The sequence below is a fragment of the Streptomyces aurantiogriseus genome (assembly GCF_014649375.1).
Classification (GTDB): domain Bacteria; phylum Actinomycetota; class Actinomycetes; order Streptomycetales; family Streptomycetaceae; genus Streptomyces; species Streptomyces aurantiogriseus.
Genome location: NZ_BMSX01000001.1, coordinates 640286 through 659970, shown reverse-complemented (window position 1 = coordinate 659970; position 19685 = coordinate 640286). Strand labels below are relative to the sequence as shown.

22 protein-coding genes, 1 tRNA gene and 1 pseudogene are annotated in these 19685 nt (G+C 72.6%); 16 read left to right on the top strand and 8 right to left on the bottom strand.

What is annotated here, in order from left to right; translation table 11 throughout:
- Positions 1-517: 517 nt before the first annotated feature.
- The 6 genes and pseudogenes from IE263_RS49890 to IE263_RS03090 form a co-directional block, all read right to left on the bottom strand.
- Positions 518-2008 (bottom strand): annotated as a pseudogene (locus IE263_RS49890) (XRE family transcriptional regulator); the annotation flags it as partial.
- Positions 2009-2409: 401 nt separating this feature from the next.
- Positions 2410-4491, bottom strand: a complete 2082-nt coding sequence (locus IE263_RS03110; protein WP_189932052.1) for a copper resistance CopC/CopD family protein — start codon at positions 4489-4491, stop codon at positions 2410-2412.
- A gap of 191 nt (positions 4492-4682) precedes the next feature.
- The gene (locus tag IE263_RS03105) at positions 4683-5444 is read right to left on the bottom strand and encodes an SDR family NAD(P)-dependent oxidoreductase (RefSeq protein ID WP_189931867.1); all 762 of its coding nucleotides are present in this window, start codon (positions 5442-5444) and stop codon (positions 4683-4685) included.
- Complete coding sequence (locus IE263_RS03100) at positions 5441-5935, bottom strand: cupin domain-containing protein (protein WP_189931864.1); 495 nt, start codon at positions 5933-5935, stop codon at positions 5441-5443. Before IE263_RS03100 ends, IE263_RS03105 begins: the two co-directional genes overlap by 4 nt.
- Positions 5932-6525 (bottom strand): GNAT family N-acetyltransferase, encoded by a 594-nt coding sequence (locus IE263_RS03095; protein WP_189931862.1) that lies wholly within the window; start codon positions 6523-6525, stop codon positions 5932-5934. Before IE263_RS03095 ends, IE263_RS03100 begins: the two co-directional genes overlap by 4 nt.
- Positions 6518-8599 (bottom strand): penicillin acylase family protein, encoded by a 2082-nt coding sequence (locus IE263_RS03090; protein ID WP_189931859.1) that lies wholly within the window; start codon positions 8597-8599, stop codon positions 6518-6520. The genes IE263_RS03095 and IE263_RS03090 overlap by 8 nt, the downstream gene beginning before the upstream one ends.
- 78 nt (positions 8600-8677) lie before the next feature.
- Between IE263_RS03090 and IE263_RS03085 the strand changes: the two genes are divergently transcribed.
- From IE263_RS03085 to IE263_RS03060, 7 genes are all read left to right on the top strand, one after another.
- Positions 8678-9400, top strand: a complete 723-nt coding sequence (locus IE263_RS03085) for a siderophore-interacting protein (protein WP_189931857.1) — start codon at positions 8678-8680, stop codon at positions 9398-9400.
- A gap of 139 nt (positions 9401-9539) precedes the next feature.
- Positions 9540-10136, top strand: a complete 597-nt coding sequence (locus IE263_RS03080) for an HhH-GPD-type base excision DNA repair protein (protein ID WP_189931855.1) — start codon at positions 9540-9542, stop codon at positions 10134-10136.
- A gap of 46 nt (positions 10137-10182) precedes the next feature.
- On the top strand, positions 10183-10860 hold the full coding sequence (locus IE263_RS03075; RefSeq protein ID WP_189931853.1) for an HdeD family acid-resistance protein: 678 nt from the start codon (positions 10183-10185) through the stop codon (positions 10858-10860).
- Positions 10861-10926: 66 nt separating this feature from the next.
- A complete protein-coding gene (locus tag IE263_RS03070) occupies positions 10927-11238 on the top strand; it encodes a hypothetical protein (RefSeq protein WP_189931851.1) in 312 nt (103 codons plus the stop codon).
- Positions 11239-11309: 71 nt separating this feature from the next.
- On the top strand, positions 11310-11432 hold the full coding sequence (locus tag IE263_RS49435; protein WP_268255993.1) for a hypothetical protein: 123 nt from the start codon (positions 11310-11312) through the stop codon (positions 11430-11432).
- A 248-nt stretch (positions 11433-11680) separates the two neighbouring features.
- Entirely contained in the window at positions 11681-11977 is a 297-nt protein-coding gene (locus IE263_RS03065; RefSeq protein WP_004943146.1) for a type II toxin-antitoxin system VapB family antitoxin, read from the top strand.
- Positions 11978-12112: 135 nt separating this feature from the next.
- Complete coding sequence (locus tag IE263_RS03060; RefSeq protein ID WP_189932050.1) at positions 12113-12739, top strand: LytR C-terminal domain-containing protein; 627 nt, start codon at positions 12113-12115, stop codon at positions 12737-12739.
- A 383-nt stretch (positions 12740-13122) separates the two neighbouring features.
- On the opposite strand, the gene upp is transcribed toward IE263_RS03060, so the two are convergent.
- The gene (gene upp / locus IE263_RS03055) at positions 13123-13758 is read right to left on the bottom strand and encodes a uracil phosphoribosyltransferase (protein ID WP_189931849.1); all 636 of its coding nucleotides are present in this window, start codon (positions 13756-13758) and stop codon (positions 13123-13125) included.
- A 137-nt stretch (positions 13759-13895) separates the two neighbouring features.
- Here upp and IE263_RS03050 point away from each other — a divergent pair, with 137 nt between their 5' ends.
- From IE263_RS03050 to IE263_RS48200, 9 genes are all read left to right on the top strand, one after another.
- Entirely contained in the window at positions 13896-14090 is a 195-nt protein-coding gene (locus IE263_RS03050; RefSeq protein WP_189931847.1) for a hypothetical protein, read from the top strand.
- A gap of 314 nt (positions 14091-14404) precedes the next feature.
- Entirely contained in the window at positions 14405-14935 is a 531-nt protein-coding gene (locus IE263_RS03045) for a tRNA adenosine deaminase-associated protein (RefSeq protein WP_189932048.1), read from the top strand.
- A 74-nt stretch (positions 14936-15009) separates the two neighbouring features.
- Positions 15010-15441, top strand: a complete 432-nt coding sequence (gene tadA, locus IE263_RS03040) for a tRNA adenosine(34) deaminase TadA (RefSeq protein ID WP_189931845.1) — start codon at positions 15010-15012, stop codon at positions 15439-15441.
- Positions 15442-15540: 99 nt separating this feature from the next.
- Positions 15541-15625: transfer RNA gene (locus tag IE263_RS03035), tRNA-Ser, on the top strand.
- Between the two features lie 160 nt (positions 15626-15785).
- Positions 15786-15962, top strand: a complete 177-nt coding sequence (locus tag IE263_RS03030) for a hypothetical protein (RefSeq protein WP_189931844.1) — start codon at positions 15786-15788, stop codon at positions 15960-15962.
- Between the two features lie 43 nt (positions 15963-16005).
- Positions 16006-16299 (top strand): Dabb family protein, encoded by a 294-nt coding sequence (locus IE263_RS03025; RefSeq protein WP_189931841.1) that lies wholly within the window; start codon positions 16006-16008, stop codon positions 16297-16299.
- Between the two features lie 217 nt (positions 16300-16516).
- A complete protein-coding gene (locus IE263_RS03020; RefSeq protein ID WP_189931839.1) occupies positions 16517-17404 on the top strand; it encodes an RNA polymerase sigma factor SigF in 888 nt (295 codons plus the stop codon).
- Between the two features lie 291 nt (positions 17405-17695).
- The gene (locus tag IE263_RS03015) at positions 17696-18607 is read left to right on the top strand and encodes an RNA polymerase sigma factor SigF (protein WP_189931837.1); all 912 of its coding nucleotides are present in this window, start codon (positions 17696-17698) and stop codon (positions 18605-18607) included.
- A 549-nt stretch (positions 18608-19156) separates the two neighbouring features.
- Positions 19157-19447 (top strand): hypothetical protein, encoded by a 291-nt coding sequence (locus tag IE263_RS48200; protein ID WP_229910767.1) that lies wholly within the window; start codon positions 19157-19159, stop codon positions 19445-19447.
- 7 nt (positions 19448-19454) lie between these two features.
- On the opposite strand, the gene IE263_RS03005 is transcribed toward IE263_RS48200, so the two are convergent.
- Positions 19455-19652 carry a hypothetical protein gene (locus tag IE263_RS03005; protein WP_189931834.1) on the bottom strand — a complete coding sequence of 66 codons (198 nt, stop codon included), beginning with the start codon at positions 19650-19652 and terminating at the stop codon, positions 19455-19457.
- Positions 19653-19685 lie beyond the last annotated feature (33 nt).

Sequence of the window (19685 nt, the reverse complement as noted above, 5' to 3'; positions counted from 1 at the left end):
CCGGCTCTGCCAGGTTGGCCGGGTGGGCAGGGTGGGCGCCGTGGCGCACAGGATGTCCGCCGTGTGGGCCGGGTTGGTGAGCCAGCGGCGGGCTGTGGGGCCGCCGGTGGTCCACACGTGGGTTCCGTCGGCGGAGATCGTGGCGTCGGTGAAGGTCTCCCCCGGGCTGTGCAGGGTGTCGCGGACGGTGGGGTGGTCCGGGCGGGTGGTGTCCCACAGGACGGCGGTGCCGTTCTGCGCCGCCGTCAGGAGGGTGTGTCCGTCGGCGGTGAAGGCGAGGCCGACGAGATGGGCGGTGTGGCGGCGCAGTGCGTCGGAGGTGGGGGTGGGGCGGCGTCGTCAGGCCGACGAGGGCGGCGAGTGCGCGGCGCAGGCGGCGCAGCCCCCGTCGTGCCTCACGGGTGCTCGCGGCGAGGAACTCACTCTCGATGTCCTCGACCTGGGTGGGGTGGTCGGCCGCCCACTGTGCGGCGACGGCCAGTCCGGCGCCCTGCAGCAGGAGTTCGGGAGCGCGGCCGGCCGCCGTCCAGGCCCTGGCTGCCTCGGTCAGTCTCTGGTGGGTACGGATGCCGTCCCGGTCGGCGTCGATCCAGCCGGCCAGGCGCGGCCAGGCTCGTAGCAGCGCCTCGTGGGAGATCTCCACCGTGGTGCCGTCGACGGTGAGCAGCCGGGCCTGGGTGAAGGCGGCCAGGGCCCGCTCCTCGTCGGCGCCGAGGTGGTTCCGGTCGGTGCGGCGGCGGGTGTCCGCCCCCTCGTCCCCTACCTGGACCAGACGCAGCATCAGGCGGCGGGCGGCGGCCCGGTCCGCACCGGAGAGGTCCAGATAGGTGCGTTCGGCGGTCTCGGCGACGGCGCCGCGGATGCCGCCGGTGCGGTGGTATCCGGCGATGGTCAGGCGCTTCCCGGTCCGCTGCTGCCAGGTGGCGAGCAGTGCGTGGGAGAGCAGGGGCAGGGCGCCGGGATCGTATCCGTGACCGCCGGGATCGAGGTCGTGCAGGAGTACGTCCACCAGGCCGGGTTCCAGACTCAGCCCGGCGAGTTCGGCCGGCCCGCGGACCGTCTCGGCGAGTTCGCCGCGGCTCATGCCGCCCAGCGCGACGGGGTGGTGCAGAGCGGACACCAGGCCCGGGTGGGTCAGACAGTGGTCGACGAAGTCGGCGCGCACGGCGAGGACGGCGAGCGGTACGGCGCACAGGGCGTCGAGGAAGGCGGTGCGCTCCGCGGTGTCCTCGCAGAGGCTGAACGTCTCCTCCAACTGGTCCACGATCAGCAGGATCCGGTCCGTGCCGGGCAGTGGTGCGCCGGCGCGGATCCGCTCGGCGAGGGTTTCCTCGGTGAGGGGCTCCTCGCGCACGGTTTCCTTGCGCACGGGCTCCTCGCTGACGGAACCCTCGCGCACGGTTTCCTTGCGCACGGGCTCCTCGCTGACGGAGCCCTCGCTGAGGGGCCCCTTGCCGACGGGCCCTTGGCCGACGGTCTCCTCGCTCCCGGTCTCCTCGCCGTCGTGCACGGCTGTGGCCAGCGCGTGGGCGAGGGCGTCGACAGGTCGTGGCCCCGGGGTGACCATCACGCCCTGCCAGTCCCCGCTGCCCAGCGCTCCCTCCGCCGCCCGGCACAGCAGACCGGCCCGCAGCAGTGAGGACTTGCCCGCCCCGGAGGCGCCGACCACCACGACCGGCCCGCCGTCCCGCACCGCCCGCCGCACCCGCTCCGCCAGCAGCGCGGTGACCTTCTCGCGCCCGAAGAACCAGCGGGCGTCGCCCTGCTCGAACGAGGCCAGTCCCCGGTAGGGGCACGGCCCGGTCCGCTGCCCCGGACGGGGTGCGGGCACCTCGCACAGGCGGCGCAGCTCGCCTCCCGCCCGCAGCGCGCGGTCCAGCCGCTCCGCGAGATCGCTGTGCGGACGCTTACGGCCGTGCTCGATGTTCGACAGGTGGCTCTTGCTGTACCGGGTCGCGGCCGCCAGCTCGGCCAGTGACAGTCCGCGTTCGTCGCGCAGGCGGCGCATCGCCCTCGCGAAGTCCTCCGGACCCGTCTCCTGCTGCATGACGTTCTCCCTGCTCACGAGGCGTGTGCCGACCCTCGGGCGGAGGGGATCCGCGGCGCTCCCAGGGTGCCGTGGTGCGGCCGGGCAGGGTGGGGACAGCGGGCCGGATCAACACATCGAGTGACGATCCCGCAGCAGCGACCCGCGCTCCCGTCTCCCTTTGCGGCGCGGCGACGCGCCCTGCGGACTGGTCCGGGAAACGCTGACGGTCGTCCCTGCCGGGGGCGGACGGCGTTGCGCGGATGAGGTGGGCACGCTCGGCGTCCATCCATTCCAGTGCTTCGGCAGCGGGACTGCCGGAGCAACGCACTTCAGCGCAGCCCCAAGCGCCCCACGGCAGGGGGGAGTCGTACGGCCGCGCCTCAGCGCACGATCCGCACCAGCTTCGTCTCACTCACCTGGTCGACCTCCGATGTGCGCACCGTCACCTTCATCTCCCAGTCGCCGGGGATGGGCAGGTTGACGGAGGTGGCGCTCCAGTAGCCGCCGCGGTCGACGAGCTTGGCGTCGAGGGGGCCGACGTCCTGGCTGGGGAGGGTGAAGGACATGCGCAGCTCGGGGATGCTGACGAAGCCGTTGTCGGGGCCGTAGACCACGGCCTGGACGGAGTTCTCGCCGACGCGGCCGGGGTCGAGGGTGATCTGGACCTTGCCCCGGGCGTTGGGGGCGCCAGGAGTGCTCATGTCGAAGGGGACCTCGGTCACGGAGGCGACGGGCAGGCCGCCGGCCTGCTCGGTGGTGGCCGCCTCGGCCTCCGCGCGGGCCGGGAGGGTGCCCGTCAGCACGGTGGTGAGGCCCAGGACCACGACGGAGACGGCGACCTCGGCCAGGACGGAGCGGCGCAGGGCGCGGCGGTGCGCGTGCTCGGCCGGGGTGAGCGGCTGCGGCTCCGCCGGGGTGAGCGGCGGCGCCTCGGCCGGGGTGGGCACCGGGTCCTCGGCCGAGGTGAGCACTGGGTCCTCGGCCGGGGTGAGCGGCGGCGCCTCGGCCAGAGGCTCGTCCGGCAGCGCGGGGCCGCCGACCGGCTGCGGGACCCGTTCCCGTACCGGCGACTGGTTCTTCACGCCGGCGGCCACAGTCACCTCCTGCTTCACACCCTCGTCCGCAGTCGCCTCCGCCTTCACACCCGCCTCCGCGGTCACCTCCGCCTTCACACCCGCCTCCGCGGTCACCTCCGCCTCCGCGGTCACCTCCGCCTTCACACCCGCCTCCGCGGTCACCTCCGCCTTCACACCCGCCTCCGCAGTCGCCTCCTGCTGCACACCTGCCTTCGAAGTCATCTGTTCCTCCGTTCTCACCAGCCGTTCCGTCCACCGTCGCGAGGACAGGCCCGCCAGGAGCAGCAGCGCCACCGCGGCCAGCTTGGCGAGCAGGAGCCGGCCGTAGGGGGTGTCCGTCAGCGCGTCGGGGGAGCCGAGCCCGCGCCAGGCCTGGTAGACGCCCGTCACCGCCAGCACGGCTACCGAGGCGGCGGCCAGCCGGGAGAAGCGGGCGGCCACGCGGGCCGGGAGGGCACCCCCGTGGAGCAGGGTCAGCAGGGCCGTCAGGCCGCCGAGCCAGGCCGCCATCGCCAGCAGGTGCAGCACCGAGGACGTCATCGCGGCCGGGACCTGGATACCGGCCGACGCGTGCTCGGCGGCGGCCCAGGTCAGCGCGATACCCACGGCGATGACGGCACCGACGGCGAGGGACGCGCGCGAGACCTGCTCCCGCCTGCGCTGTCGTACGAGGAGGACGGCGGCCGCCGCCAGCAGCGCCAGCCGGGCCACCAGGGCCAGTCCGGGGCGGCCGGACAACGTGCGGGTGAGGGCGGACGGGTCGAAGGCCTGCGCCGGGCCGCTGCCGGTCTCGTAGGGGGCGCGGAGCAGCAGCAGGAAAACCGTCGAGCTGGCGAGGACCGACCAGGCCACCACCAGCGGCTTGCGCAGGGGGCGGACGTCCGGCGGACGGCAGACGGCGACGAAGAGGGCCGCGCCGATGAGGACGGCCGCCGCGCCGTACGCCAGGTAGCGGCCGATCTTGAAGAGGCCGGCGGTGGCCGGGTTCTCCACGGGACCGTCGGTCAGGACGGCCCTGGTCGCGGACGGCTTGCCCACGGAGAAGGTGAACGCCCCGCCGACCGGGTGACTGTCCGCCGACACCACCCGCCAGGCCACCGTGAACGTGCCGGTGCCGAGCTTCTCGGGCAGGGTGACCCGCACGGCGTCCCCCCGGCCCTCCACATGCCGTGCCTCACCGGTCTTCACCCGCTGGTTGTCGGGGTCGAAGACACGGAAGGAGCCGTCGAGCAGGCCGACGGACTCGGTGAAGGTCAGGGTGATGTCGCGGGGAGCGGTCTTGACGACGGATCCGTCGGCGGGATCGGTGCTGCGGAGGGCGGCGTGGGCCGACGCCTGGCCCGCGCCTGTGAAGAGGAGCAGGACCAGCAGGGTGCCCAGCAGCACCAGCCCTTGAAGTCGTCGGCCGCCGCGTCCTGTGGTACCGATTCGCGTACCGTCCCGTCGTCCGCCATCGCGCCCCTTGCTCACGTCACCGCTCCGTACTTCGGACTCGTGTGCTCGGGGACAGGTACGGACGGCGGCCCGCACACGCTCACCGGGTACTCCTCACCACGCCGTTCTCGACCACGCCGTTCTCACCAGGTCGTCCGCGCCGAGACCCCGCCGTCCACCACCAGGTCGTGGCCGGTGATCCAGGAGGCGAGCGGGGAGGCGAGGAAGACACAGGCGTCGCCGACGTCCTCGGGGCGGCCCAGCCGGCCGACCGCGACCGCCTCCCGCCACCGCCGCACCCCCTCGGGCCAGGCCTCGGCCAGGCCCTCCCGCTCGATCAGGCCGGGCGAGACGGAGTTGACGCGGATGCCGTACGGACCGTACTCGCGGGCCGCCGCACGGGCGTGCAGGACGACCGCCGCCTTGGAGGCGGCGTAGTGGGCGTGGCCCTCGGCGGGCGTCGCGGCCTCGACCGAGGCGATGTGGGTGATGGTGCCACCGCGTTCCCGCATCACCTCTGCCGCCGCCTGTGTGCAGGCGAAGACGCTGGTCAGGTTGGTGTCCACCACCGCCCGCCAGTCCGCCGCCGTCATCCCGGGCAGCGGCTGTACGGGCTGCACGCCCGCGTTGTTGACCAGCGCCGTCAGCCGTCCCTCGCCCCACTCCGCGGCCTCGCGCACGACCCGCCGGCACTCGTCCTCGACGGTCAGGTCGGCCTGGAGGACGACGGCTCGCCCTCCCGACGCCTCGACGGCCACGGCGACTTCACGCGCCACCTCCACTCCCGTACGGCAGTGCAGCGCGACCGCCGCGCCCTCCTGCGCGAACCGCAGGGCGATCCCGCGGCCGAGGCCGCCGCCCGCGCCCGTGATCAGGGCCACCTGGCCCGCCGCCAACGTCGTCATGGACGGCAGAGTTCCGTGATCCGGTCGGCCCGGTCCGGATAACGCGCCGTGAGGTCGGCCGCGTCGCCGTGTTCGTAGTCCCCGTAGGTGAACCCGGGGGCCATCGTGCAGCCGAAGAAGGTCCACGCGCCGCCCGGTGTCACCCGCGCGCCCATCCAGGTGCGCGCCGGGACGGTGAGCTGGACCTGCTGCCCGCCGAGGACGTCGGGGCCGAGCACGGCCGTGCGGGAGGTGCCGTCGGGGGCGAGGAGCAGCAGTTCCAGCGGGTCGCCGAGGTAGAAGTGCCAGACCTCGTCGCTCGGCAGGCGGTGCAGGGCCGAGTAGTCGTCCGCGGTGAGCAGGGCGACGATCGCGGAGCCCTCCGGGCGCCCGTCGGCCCGCTCGGGCCCCGCCCAGGTACGCCGGAACAGCCCGCCCTCACGGGGGATCGGCTCCAGCCCGTAGTGGGCGACGAGGTCTTCGGGGGTCGGCGGGCGGCCTGGGGACGTCACCCGGGGAAGGCTACCTCCCGCCGCAGAAACGCCAGTTGGGCCTTCTTCTCCGGCAGGTACACGTCCGGCAGGTCGATCTCCGGCAGTGTGACGACCGGCCCGGCCTCGAAGCCCTGCCGGAGGAAACGGGCGACCGCCTTCTCGTTGCGCACGTCCGGATCGACCACGACCCGCCGCCGGTCCAGTCCCCGCAGCACGTACGAGGCGAAGGCGCCCATCAGCGCCGACGACCAGCCCGGCCGCGCGCCCTGCTCCCCGGCGGGCGCGAGGAGCACGTGGACGCCGATGTCACCAGGCTCGGCCTCGTAGCACTCGCTGACCCGGTCCTCCGTCGGCTCGTACGTCTGGAGCAGGGCGACCGGGGTGCCGTCCAGCTCGACCAGGAAGGCGTGGTGGGTGTCGAGGCCGGCCATGTGGGCGTAGATCTCGACGACCTGGTCCCGGGTCAGGCCGTTCATGCCCCAGAACGCGGCCCGTTCCTCGCTCACCCAGCCGTGGACGACGTCGGCGTCGCCCTCGGCGTCGAGGGGCCGGATGCCGACGGTGCCGAAACCGTCGGCCGCCTGCTCGTACACATAGGGGTCAGACATCGCTCTCCTTCTTCAGCTGCGCCCAGTCGGTGACGACCGGGGCCAGCTCGCCCGTGAGCCAGAGGGGGAGCTGGTCGTGGTGGTGGGGGCTGTCGGGGTGGCCGCAGGCGCCGTGGGGCACCACCCAGCGGCTGTCCTCGCGGCGGGCCAGGTCCCACACGTAGCGGGCGGCCGGGCCGCGCGCGGCGAGGTCGGTCCAGCCGGGCACGGCCGAGGTGCACAGCACGCAGTCGTGGTCGCCGGAGAGGGCCGGGGCCTCGTACGAGGGGTCGGGCAGGGCCCGCCAGGGGGCGAGGCGGTGGGTGTCGCCCCAGTGGGCGGCCGGCTGCCCGGCGACCTCCTCTAGGGACGCGCGGACGAGCGCGGCCCGGTCGATGCCGTACAGCTCCTCGGCGCGCAGGAGGTGTTCGAGAGCGAAGCCGATACGGGGGAGGAGGGCCAGCCAGGGGAGGAGGACCTCGGGGTAGGCGGGCGGGGCGGTCAGGGCGGCGAAGGCCGGCTCGGCGGCGAGGCGCCGGACGAGCGCGCCGCGCAGCGCCGCGAACCGGGCCGCCTCCTGGCTGCCGGCGTCCATACGGCGGTCCCAGCGCAGGAGGCGGTCGCGCACCTCCCTTGCCTGCTCGCTGAGTTCGTCGAGGTCGGCCAGGTGGTCCAGCAGGGGTGCGGCCGAGGCCAGATACGTGTCCATGTGGATCGCGGGCATGTCGGACGCGGACCACTCCCGGCGCTCCGCCAGCAGCTCGCGGATGCGGTCGGCGCGGTGCGGCGGGGCGAACTCGATGCCGAGGGGGGCGGCGGGGCCGCGCTGGTTGGCCATGACCGCGATGCCGTCGATGAGCCCGGCGCGGGGCATCTCGTGCCAGCCGGTCCACTCGTGGCCGGGTTCCCAGGCGGGGACGAGCCGGGTGCGGTTGGCCTCGGAGCGCACCGGTACACGGCCCGCGACCCGGTGCAGCAGCCCGCCCTCGGTGTCGGCGGCCTGGACGACGTTGACCGGCTCGGCCCAGACGTCGAAGGCGCGGTCGACATCGGCGACCCGGCGGGCGCGCAGGAGCGGGAGCAGGGCACCGAAGCCCAGGTCACCGGTCACCCGGGGCGGGTAGCGCAGGGCGAGCGCGAGCGGGGTGCCGTCGTCGAGGCCCTCCGGACCACCGGCGATCACCGGGCCGCGCTCGGTCTCCAGGACCTCGACCTCGGCGGTCTCCTCCCCCGCGACCCGGACGAGTTCGGTGTGCCGGGCGACCCGCCGCCAGCTGCCGTCCGGGCCGAGGGCCTCGACACCGGCGCCTGTCCGGCGCAGCCGCTCGCGGTAGAGGTCCTGGTAGTCGGCCATGGCGTTGGTGATGGCCCAGGCGACCGTGCCGGTGTGCCCGAAGTGGGCAATGCCGGGGACACCGGGCACGGCGAGCCCGACGACGTCGAACTCGTCGCAGGCCAGCCGGATCTGCTGGTAGACGCCGGGATCCTCGATGAAGCGGTGCGGGTCGCCGGCGATGACGGCCTGCCCGGTACGGGTGCGCTCCCCGCCGACGAGCCAGCCGTTGCTCCCGGACGTCGCGGGCCCGTCGGTGGCGAACAGCCCGACCGCGCCCTCGCCGAGGTGCCGGACGGCCTCCTCACGCCACAGCTTGGCGGGAAAGCCGGCGAACAGGATGTGCGTGGAGAGCCAGACGGCGAGCGGGGTCCAGGGTTCCCAGCGGCCCGGGGCGAGGCCGACGCGGGTGAACTCGGGGGCGGAGGTGCCGTCCAGACCTTCGTTGACGCCGTCGACGTACGATCGCACCCAGTCGGCGGTCTCCGGGTCGCGCTCCTCGAGTGTGGCGAAGCAGCGGCGGGCCGTGTCGTCGAGGCGGGCGCGGCGGACGAAGCGGTCCCAGGAGAGGGCCTCGGGGCCGAGGAAGGACGCGGAGGTGCCGCGGGCGCGGTGCCGTTCGACCTCCAGCTGCCAGGCGCGGTCGCGGGCGGTGACCAGCCCCTGGAGGCGGGCGAGGGCGCGGGCGCTGCCGGCGCGCAGGTGCGGAATGCCCCAGGCGTCCCGGAAGACACCGTCAGGTCTGTCGGTCGCGCTCGTCACCCTGTGACCTCTCTAGGTTTTAGGTTAGCCTTACCTAATCAATCAGTGCACGAATCGTACGCGAGAGGTGAAGAGGACATGGCGCAGGGGCGGGGCTGGGAGGGCGCGGTCCTCAGATTGATGCGGGCGAAGGACTTCACGCTCACGGTGACCGGCGCCGAGGACGTCACCCCCCACTACCGCCGGCTGCACCTCACCGACGGCGGCCTGCTCGCCGCGACCGGCGTCCATCCGACGATGTGGGTCCGGCTCTGGTTCACCAGCGCGGGCAAGCCGCACCAGCGGGCGTACACCCTGGTCGACCCCGACCCGGCGGCCGGGACCTTCTCCCTGGAGTTCGCCCTGCACGAGGGCGCCGCCAGCGACTGGGCGCGGGCGGCGCAGCCCGGCGACACCATCGAGGCGACCGTCCAGGGCACCGGCTTCGACCAGCCCGCGCCCGTCCCCTCCCACGTCCTCGCCATCGGCGACCCGGCCTCGCTCCCGGCGATCAACTCCCTCCTCGACGCCCTGGGCTCCGCCCCGGCCACCATCTGGTTCGAGGGCACCGCCGACGACCTCCCCTTCCGCGCCGACCCGTCCCGGCACGAGATACGGCACGTACCGCGCCGCGACGCCGGCGCCCACCTGGTCGACCGGGTGAAGGCGGAACTGCCGGACCTGCTGACGGCCACCCCGGACCCGTACGTCTGGATCGCCTGCGACACCCGCACCACCCGCACGCTCTCGGCGTACGTACGCAAGGAACTGGGCGTCCCCAAGGACCGCACACACGCGCTGGGGTACTGGCGAGCGGCCTGACCGCGCCCACGCCGAGCGAGGCAGGCAGGCAGGCAGGCAGGGCAGCTCGACCGCGTACGTCCTCACCGCGCACGGCCCGGCAGCCCTCCACCGCCCCACGGACAGGCACCCCACCCCCACACGCGGCATGATCGGGGTCATGGACGTCACCCTTCACCTCGCCCAGGACCCCGAGGCCGACGCGCTCCTCGGGCGCTCCCCGCTCGCCGCGCTGGTCGGAATGCTGCTCGACCAGCAAGTGCCCATGGAGTGGGCGTTCAAGGGACCCCGGACGATCGCCGACCGGCTCGGCGCGGACGACCTGGACGCGCACGAGATCGCCGCGCAGGACCCGGAGGCCTTCGCCGCCCTCCTCTCGGACAAACCGGCCGTGCACCGCTACCCCGGCTCCATGGCCAAGCGCATCCAACAGCTCTGCCAGTACCTCGTCGAGCACTACGACGGCGACGCGAGCGCCGTCTGGGACGGCGTCGGCACCGGCAAGGAGCTGCTCAAGCGGCTGGAGGAGCTGCCCGGCTTCGGCCGGCAGAAGGCCCAGATCTTCCTCGCCCTGCTCGGCAAGCAGCTCGGTGTGCGGCCCACGGGCTGGCGGGAGGCGGCCGGCGCCTACGGCGAGCCCGGGTCCTTCCGCTCCGTCGCCGACATCACCGGCCCGGAGTCGCTGACCAAGGTGCGCGCGCACAAGCAGGAGATGAAGGCGGCGGCCAAGGCCAGGAAGCAGGCCTCAGCCGGTTGACCCGTCCCGGGTGGCGGGCGGCTCCGGCCCGGTCCGAGCATGGATCATGACCGAGCCACCTCCCACCGGTCCCCCCTGGGGCCCGGAGTACGACGACCGCAGGGTCCACGCCCACCACACCCCGGCCGCCCCGCCGCACGGGCACGAACCCGAGCCGCCCCTCGAGGGCCCCCTGCACGCCCTCTCCCGCGCTGCCTGGCAGGTCGTCCTGGTCACCGGGATCGCCTCCCTGGTCCTCGGGATCCTGGTCCTGGCCTGGCCGGGCCCCTCCCTGGTCGCGGTCGGCGTCCTCTTCGGCGTCTACCTCGTGATCAGCGGCGTCTTCCAGCTGGTGTCGGCCTTCGGCACCCACAAGACGACCTCGCTGCGCGTGCTCGCCTTCCTCAGCGGCGCGCTGTCGCTCCTGCTGGGCCTCTTCTGCTTCCGCGGCCCGATGCAGTCGATCCTGCTGCTGGGCCTGTGGATCGGCATCGGCTGGCTGATCCGCGGGATCACCCAGACTTTGGCCGCCGTCTCCGACCGGGGCATGCCCGCGCGCGGCTGGCACATCCTCCTCGGGGCCGTCACCTTCGTCGGCGGGATCGTGCTGATCGACGCACCCTTCGAGTCGGTCGCCGTACTCACTCTCGTAGGCGGCATCTGGCTCGCGGTGGTCGGCGTGGTCGAGATCGCCACCGCCCTGCGCATCCGCGCCCGCGCCCGGCAGCTCCCGCGCACCGTGTGAGCCGAACGGGCGAATCTTGCGCCCGGTGTGCTGAACGCCCAGCGTGTCGCGGGGAGATCACCTCCCATGAGCAGCACACGAAGCCTCCCGCGCGCCCGCGCCTGGCTGCGCGTCGTCGCACTGCTGCTCGCCGTCCTGGCCCCGGTCGTCCCCGCCGAGGCGACCACGGTGCCGCCCGTGGCCGCCGCGGAGACCGTCGAGTACGACTCCCTGGACACGGCCGTACGCCCCACGGGGACCGGCACCCACCGCACGCTCCCCCCGCCCCCACGATCCGTCCCCTGCCCCGCTCCGGAGCCCGGTGTCCCCCAGGGCCGTGCCCTCCCGGCTCCCCCCGCCACGATCTCCGCCCTGCGCACGGTGGTCCTGCGCTGCTGACCGGCCCCACAGAGAGGTCCGTCCACAAAGGTCAGTCAGTCCAACGCAAGGAACATGCGAGGGAAACAGCCATGCCCACCGACCCCTACGCCGTCCTGCGCGCCCTGCTGCGCGCGGAGGCCGCCCGCAGTGCGCCGAAACCGAAGACGAAGAAAGCGTCGCCACAACCGGTGAATCAGGAGAAGCGCGGCTGACCGGGAGCCGGACGCCGGAGGAAGGCGTCCGGCTCACCACCTCGCTGTCTCCGCAGCACCGCAGGCATGCGCGAGACCCGCAGGCATGCGCGCCTGTCTCTTTTCGATCACCTGCGTGGGGAACGCGTCAGCAACCCAGTGAAATCCACCCCGTTTGACCGATATTGGCCGCGATCTGCATGTACTTGCCTCTCGCGTCCCCAGCCGGGAGGCTGCGCCCGGAAGGTCTGGGCCGGTAGGCTTTCCGTGTGATCTTCAAGCGCATCGGAAACGGCCGGCCGTACCCCGACCACGGCCGGGAAAGCACCCGGCAGTGGGCGGACGTCGCGCCGCGCCCGGTCCGCCTCGATCAGCTGGTGACGACGAAGCAGCAGCTCGACCTCGAAACCCTCCTCGCGGAGGACTCCACGTTCTACGGCGACCTCTTCGCCCACGTGGTGAAGTGGCAGGGCGACCTCTACCTGGAGGACGGCCTGCACCGAGCGGTACGAGCAGCACTGCAACAGCGTCAGGTCCTGCACGCCCGGGTGCTGGAACTGGACTGAGGCAACGCCGCACCACCCCGTCGGACACCTGTTGGCCCTTTCGGGTTCTCATGGGCGGCATCGAATGATCATCTAGTAGGCATGGCCGCCCAGGCGCACTACGCTGCGCTCATGAGCATGCTGACTCCCCCGGGCATGGGCGGTAAATACCGGATCACGGGGGACAAGTACCCCCGGATGCGCCCTCCCCGGCGACGCGGGCGGCTGGTGGTCGTGGTCGTCGCGTGTGGTGCCGTGCTCGGTGTGGCCGGCTGGGGCACCCTGCAGCTCATCGACGTCTTCACCGGCGGTGGAGGCACCGCCTCCGCGGCCGGTTCCAAGGACGCCTGCTCGACCAAGGCGAGCCCGGCGGGCACCGCGGCCACCAAGCCGCCCACCGCCCTCCCCAAGCCCGCGCAGATCACCGTGAACGTCTTCAACGCCACCACCCGCAGCGGCCTCGCCAAGACCACCGCGGACGAGCTGAAGAGGCGCGGCTTCAAGATCGGCGAGGTGGGCAACGCGAGCAAGCAGTACGACAAGAAGGTCACCGGCACCGGCGTCCTGCTCGGCCCCGCGTCCTCCCTCAACACCGCACTGCCGGTCCTCGCCACCCAGCTCACCACCGCCGAACGCCGCACCGACGCCGCCCGCACGGGCCCCACGGTCGACCTGATCCTCGGCAACGGCTTCAAGTCGCTGACCAGCCAGGCGGAAGCGACCAAGGCCCTGACCGCCCTGACCGCACCGCAGCCGACACCGACCACCAAGAAGGGCTGCTGAAGCCTGTCCGGCGGACGCAGCCGAGGTACCGCGCGTCGGATCCCGTCGGGCAGGCGAATCCGAGCATGAAGTGCCCACGACCGGCGGCTGCGGCCGCTGGTCACACCTCCTGCGGGCAGGGCCCCGGCACTACCAGCGCGCACGCGGCAGGCGCCGCTCGCCGACACGCCCTGGCCGACGGCGCCCCGAGCCAGGCCCCGCCTCCCCGGCCGACCGGATCACCGGCCCGCCGGACAGCCCCCGCCCCGCGCGACCCACCCAGTCGCCCTCACAGCCGATCCCCCGCATCACCCGACGTCGGGCACGGCCGAGCCGACAGCGGCCCGGCCAGGCCCCGCCTCTCCGTCGGCCGGAGCAGCGGACGGTCCCCGACCCCGCGTGACCTACTCCGCCGCTCCGTACAGCCGGTCCCCCGCGTCGCCCAGGCCCGGGACGATGTAGCCGTGCTCGTTGAGGTGGTCGTCGACCGCGGCCGTCACGACCGTGACCGGTGTGCCCGCCAGTTCGCGTTCCATGATTTCCACGCCCTCGGGGGCGGCCAGCAGGACCACCGCGGTGACGTCGTCCGCGCCGCGCTTGATCAGCTCGCGGATCGCCGCGACCAGCGTGCCGCCGGTGGCCAGCATCGGGTCGAGGACGTAGACCTGACGGCCGGAGAGGTCCTCCGGCATGCGCGTGGCGTACGTGGAGGCCTGGAGCGTCTCCTCGTTGCGGATCATGCCCAGGAAGCCCACCTCGGCGGTCGGCAGCAGCCGGACCATGCCGTCGAGCATGCCGAGGCCGGCCCGCAGGATCGGCACCACCAGCGGGCGCGGATGGGAGAGCTTGACGCCGGTGGTCCCGGCGACCGGCGTGGTGATGTCGACCTGTTCGGTGCGCACGTCACGCGTGGCCTCGTAGGCGAGCAGGGTGACCAGCTCGTCGGCCAGACGGCGGAAGGTCGCGGAGTCCGTGCGGCGGTCGCGCAGCGTGGTGAGCTTGTGGGCGACCAGGGGGTGGTCGACGACGTGGAGACGCATGTCCACAACAGTAACCGGGCCGAACCCGCCCGACGCCCGCACACACAGTGAGCCTCTCCCCCTCGGTTGCTCCGTTCGCTGGTATCAAACCGCCCGTCGGAGGGAAGGTGGTCAGGACGGACCGGGGTGGTGGACCTATGCCTGACCTGCCAGACCGCGAGGAACGAGAGGCGGACGAGGCGCCGGAGACCGAGGCCCAGCGCCGTCGGCGACGCGCCCAGTTCCTGCGCGAACTCGCCGAGGCCCGCGAGCTGCGCGACCGCGTCCAGCCGCGCCGGGCGAAGACCGCCCGACTGCGACACGCGATGCGCATGCGAACGTTTCGCTGGTAGCCCCCCGCCCGTTGCCCGTACGGGGAAGATCGCCGACCTCATGGGCGTTGCGAGGGGTGGGCGTGCGTGAACGCATCGGAAAGCCGCGTACGATCCGCTCGTGGCGGCAACGAGTGCGCTGGTGAGTTGCTTGCGGACGTACGTACCGAACCGCGATCAAAACAGCCGGACACAGGGAGCCGAAGATGTCCCCTGGACGCCTTGTTTCTGCCACGATTCCGAGTGGGTGGGGCTCGGAGCACAGCTCTCTCCGCCCGTAACCTCCGCCGGGGGGACCCCCAACCGGCACGCCTATGACCAGTGGGAGAGTCACGGTGTACTTCGCCGCACTGCTCGCGCGCACCGAAGACGGGTGGGAAGCGAGCGACACAGAGCTCGACGATGTGGAGACCCTGTCGGATCTGGCCGACCTGGCCCGGGAAGCCTCTCCCGACGAGGACACGGTGCTCGTGCTGATCGAGCAGGAGGACTCGTGGTTCGGCGTGGTCCGCGTCGACGGTGAGGACGACCCTCGCATCTACGTCTCCGATGCCGCCGCCGCCGCCCGCAGCTCGTACGGCGAGATCCTGCTCACCGACGAGCTGCTCGGCCGGGACGCGGACGCCGATGACGACCTCGACGCCCTCGACCTCGACGGCACCGAGGACGGCGAGGACGACGCCGACGAGGACGACGAGGACGACGGCACCGCCGCCGAGGCCGTCCCGCACGGCCCGGTCGGTGACGCCGCGATCCTCGACGACCTCGGCGTCACCGAGAAGGAGCTGAAGTCGCTGTCCGAGGACGCGCTCACCGAGATCGCCGAGGCCCTGGGTGCCTCGGAGGTCCTGGAGACCGTCCGCTGACCGGACCCGAACCCGTACCCGACCGCGTACGGGACGCCGTACCCGACCCGGTACGCGACCGCTGGCGGGCCGCGATGCGGCTCGCCCTGGACGAGGCCGTCCTGGCCGCCCGGGGCGGGGACGTCCCCGTCGGCGCCGTCGTGCTGGCCGCCGACGGTACGACCGTCCTCGCGACCGGCCACAACGAACGCGAGGCCGGCGGTGATCCGACGGCCCACGCGGAGGTCCTCGCCCTGCGGAGGGCCGCCGCGAAACTCGGGGAGTGGCGGCTGACCGGCTGCACGCTCGTCGTGACGCTGGAGCCGTGCACGATGTGCGCGGGCGCCCTCGTCCAGTCCCGCGTGGACCGGGTCGTCTACGGCGCCCGCGACGACAAGGCAGGCGCGGCCGGCTCCCTCTGGGACGTCGTCCGCGACCGTCGGCTCAACCACCGGCCCGAGGTGATCGAGGGCGTCCTGGCGGACGAGTGCGCGGGACTCCTCACCGAGTTCTTCCGCTCCCGCTGAGACCGGCACGCCGGAACCGGTCCGGGAAACCGGTCCGCCGATGCCGTCCCCCGAATACCGATTTCAAACCACACCCCGGCGTGCTGTAAGGTCTCCCTCGGTAGCGTGTCCGAGCGGCCGAAGGAGCTCGCCTCGAAAGCGAGTGTGGCGCAAGTCACCGAGGGTTCAAATCCCTCCGCTACCGCTCACATGATGAAGGGCCCGGTCCGTTGGACCGGGCCCTTCATCGTCCAGCGGGTCCTTCATCGTCTTCCGAAGATATGACGGTTACACTCGCGCCCGGCAACAGGGGGCCCGAAGAGCAGCACGCACGCCCCGCAGGCAGCACTCACAGGGAGGCCGCGGTGGCGGTGAACGCAAAAAAGATCGCTGTCTATGTACTCGTGGTCTTCGTGCTCTACGTGATCATCACGGACCCGGCCAACGCCGCGGACTACGTCCAGATAGGGTTCGAGGGCATATCGGACGCCGCCAAGGCCATCGGCGACTTCTTCACCTGGCTCGCCGACGGGGCGCAGTAGCGGCGAAGCAGCCCGAAGCCGCCGCACCACGCTGGGAGTGCCCATGATCCGCCACCTGGTCCTCTTCAAGCTCAACGAGGGCGTCCAGCGCGACGACCCCCGGGTCGTGGCGGGCGAGGCGGCATTCCGGGCCCTGGGCGGCCAGATCGAGGAGCTGCGCTTCTGGGAGCTGGGCTGGAACATCAGCGAGCGCCCCATCGCCTACGACTTCGCGATCAACTCGGCGGTCGAGGACGCGGACGCCCTGAAGCGGTACCTCGAGCACCCGGCCCACCAGGCAGGCGTCGCCCTGTGGCGGGAGTTCGCCACCTGGGTGGTCGCCGACTACGAGTTCTAGGGCGCGCCGCCCCCTCGGACGCACACAGCGACAGACGGAGCCCTCCGCCGGAACGGCGGGGGGTTTTCGCATGTCCCGCCATGCCCGGGAGCCACTGAAATCACCTCAACTTGTCCCTCAACACGGCGTTATCGGGTGCTTGCACACAGTGGACATGTCTTGTGATGCTATGACCGCTTTTGACGGATGATTGACCGATGAAGAGGTGGCGTTGACCGTGTCGGCCAGTACTGCGCCGCCCCAGGAGGAGGCATCCACTCCGGCACCCGCTCCGGCACCCGATACGGTCCCCGATCCGGTCCCCGATCCCGCCCCCGATCCCGCCCCCGTTCCGGAGAAGCGCCGCGGCGCCGACACCCGGGCGCTGACCCAGGTGCTCTTCGCCCAGATGAAGGAGCTCACACCGGGCACACCGGAGCACGACCGGGTGCGCGGGGCGCTCATCGAGGCCAACCTCCCGCTCGTGCGCTACGCGGCCGCCCGCTTCCGCTCCCGCAACGAGCCGATGGAGGACGTCGTCCAGGTCGGCACCATCGGTCTGATCAACGCCATCGACCGCTTCGACCCGGACCGGGGCGTGCAGTTCCCCACCTTCGCGATGCCGACGGTCGTCGGCGAGATCAAGCGGTACTTCCGCGACAACGTCCGCACGGTCCACGTACCGCGCCGGCTGCACGAGCTGTGGGTGCAGGTCAACAGCGCGACCGAGGACCTGACCACCCGCTTCGGCCGCACCCCGACCACCGCCGAGATCGCCGAGCGACTGCGCATCGGCGAGGACGAGGTGCTGTCCTGCATCGAGGCGGGCCGCTCGTACCACGCCACCTCCCTGGAGGCCGCGCAGGAGGGCGACGGGCTGCCCGGCCTGCTGGACCGTCTCGGCTACGAGGACCCGGCTCTGGACGGGGTGGAGCACCGCGACCTGGTCCGCCACCTCCTGGTCCAACTCCCGGAACGCGAACAGCGGATCCTGCTCCTGCGCTACTACAGCAACCTCACCCAGTCACAGATCAGCGCGGAACTCGGCGTCTCCCAGATGCACGTCTCACGGCTACTGGCGCGTAGCTTCCAGCGGTTGCGCTCGGCGAACCGGATCGACGCGTAGGCCATGAGAGGGAGGGTGGGTAACCGGACAAGGATGCGAGCCATCACCGTTGCGAGCGAATCGCTCACCAGGGCGGATCCCGACAGATCTGGGCTGAAAACCCGTCACACCCCTTCTTTCCAGGGCCGATTCGTTACTCAGATGTCGACATGTCACTACAGCGTGTTGCCGACATGTGACATTCTGCGGGAAGCGCGTTTGCCGGGGCTTCGGCGCCGGTATTCAGGTGAAGGCTGACCTTCCTCTCCGGGAGCGTCCGCCGCGACCGTCCCGCGACCCAAAGGGGGTGGCATGTCCGCAGACCAGGGCAGCTCGAAGGTGCTCACGCTCACGAAGAGCGACTCCGCGCCCGCCGAGCCCGTCACGCCCGTCGAGCCCGACCCGCTCGACGACGTCACGGCCCTCGAGGCCGCGCCGGCCCCGGCTCTCCCGGCCACGGGGGCCATCGACACCCGCACCCTGTCCCGCTCCCTGTTCCTGCGGCTGGCCGCCCTCGACGAGAACAGCCCCGAGCGCGCCTACGTCCGTGACACGCTCATCGAGCTCAACCTCCCACTCGTGCGCTACGCCGCGGCCCGCTTCCGCTCGCGCAACGAACCGATGGAGGACATCGTCCAGGTCGGCACCATCGGCCTGATCAAGGCGATCGACCGCTTCGACTGCGAACGGGGCGTGGAGTTCCCGACGTTCGCGATGCCGACGGTCGTGGGCGAGATCAAGCGCTTCTTCCGCGACACCTCGTGGTCGGTGCGGGTGCCGCGCCGGCTCCAGGAGCTGCGTCTGGCCCTCACGAAGGCCAGCGACGAGCTCTCCCAGAAGCTGGACCGGTCCCCGACGGTCGCCGAACTGGCCGCGGTCCTGGGCGTGTCCGAGGAGGACGTCGTCGACGGCCTCGCGGTCGGCAACGCCTACACGGCCTCCTCGCTCGACTCCCCGGCCCCCGAGGACGACGGCGGCGAGGGCTCCCTGGCCGACCGCCTCGGCTACGAGGACACGGCGCTGGAGGGCGTGGAGTACCGCGAGTCCCTGAAGCCGCTCCTGGCCAAGCTCCCGCCCCGCGAGCGCCGCATCATCATGCTGCGCTTCTTCGCCAACATGACCCAGTCGCAGATCGGCGAGGAGGTCGGCATCTCCCAGATGCACGTCTCCCGGCTGCTGACCCGCACCCTGGCCCAGCTCCGCGAGGGCCTGATCTCCGACTAGCCCCGTCCGGGAGTGCCGGGTTCCTGGGGTCCAGGGATCCGGGGGCTTCCTTCCTGACGGACCGTCAGCCACACTGGCGCGATGCGCCGACCGACATGGACACATGGCCGCCGGGGCGCCTTGACGGGCGCGTCGGCGGCCGTCGTCGTGTGTGCGGGCGTCGTGCTGGTGGCGGGCTCAGGCGGCCGCGACGGGGGCTACGTGGCGGTCGGGGCGGCGCCGGGAGCGTCGGGGGCCGCGGTGTCGCCTACCGGCGAGGTGAGACTGGTGCCGCTGGAGGGGGACGCCTCCGGCGCCCGTAGCAGCGGAAGGGACGGGGTACCGGCATCCGGGAGCGGGGCTCCAAGGGCGTCGGCGTCTGCATCGGCGTCGTCCTCGGCTGCGGTGCCGGTGTCCGAGGTGGCCGTCCCCGGCCTCACCGACGGCGGCCCCGCGCCGCAACACACCACGCCCCGGCCGACGCCGCCACCCGCACCGTCACCGACCCCGTCATCGACCGAGTCCCCGACGACTGCGCCGACCCACACTTCCGGACCGGCCGTTCTCAACGTGGGTGACCCTGTACGGACGGCCACGGACCGACGCTGGTGCGAGCAGGTGACGCTCGCGCTGCACAACTCGGGCGGAACGGCGGTGCGTTCAGGCACGGTGACGTTCGAAACGCACGTCGTCGACGCCCTCGGCATCGACTGGGCGACGATCGGGTCGACGGAGGAACTCCCGGCCCCGATCGCCCCCGGCGCCCGCACGCAGGAGACCTGGACGGTCTGTGTGGACGCCTGGCGCGTACCCCTGGGGATGCGGGTGGAGACGCGGGACGTGTCGGTGCGGTGGGAGTGACGGTGCCTTACGCCAGCGCGAGCCAGGCGACCGCGGCCACGATCGCCACCGCCGCGACGATCCCCACGATCAGGCCGATACGGGGACCGGCCGGCGCGGCGGCCTGACGGGACGCCTGCGGGGCGCCCTCGTCGACGAACGCGCGGAACATCTGGGTGCTGCCGGCGGGGTCGTAGTTGCCCTGGGGGCCCTGGGTGTTAGCCATGCCCCGAGACCCTAGCGAAAACGGCGGGGGCGG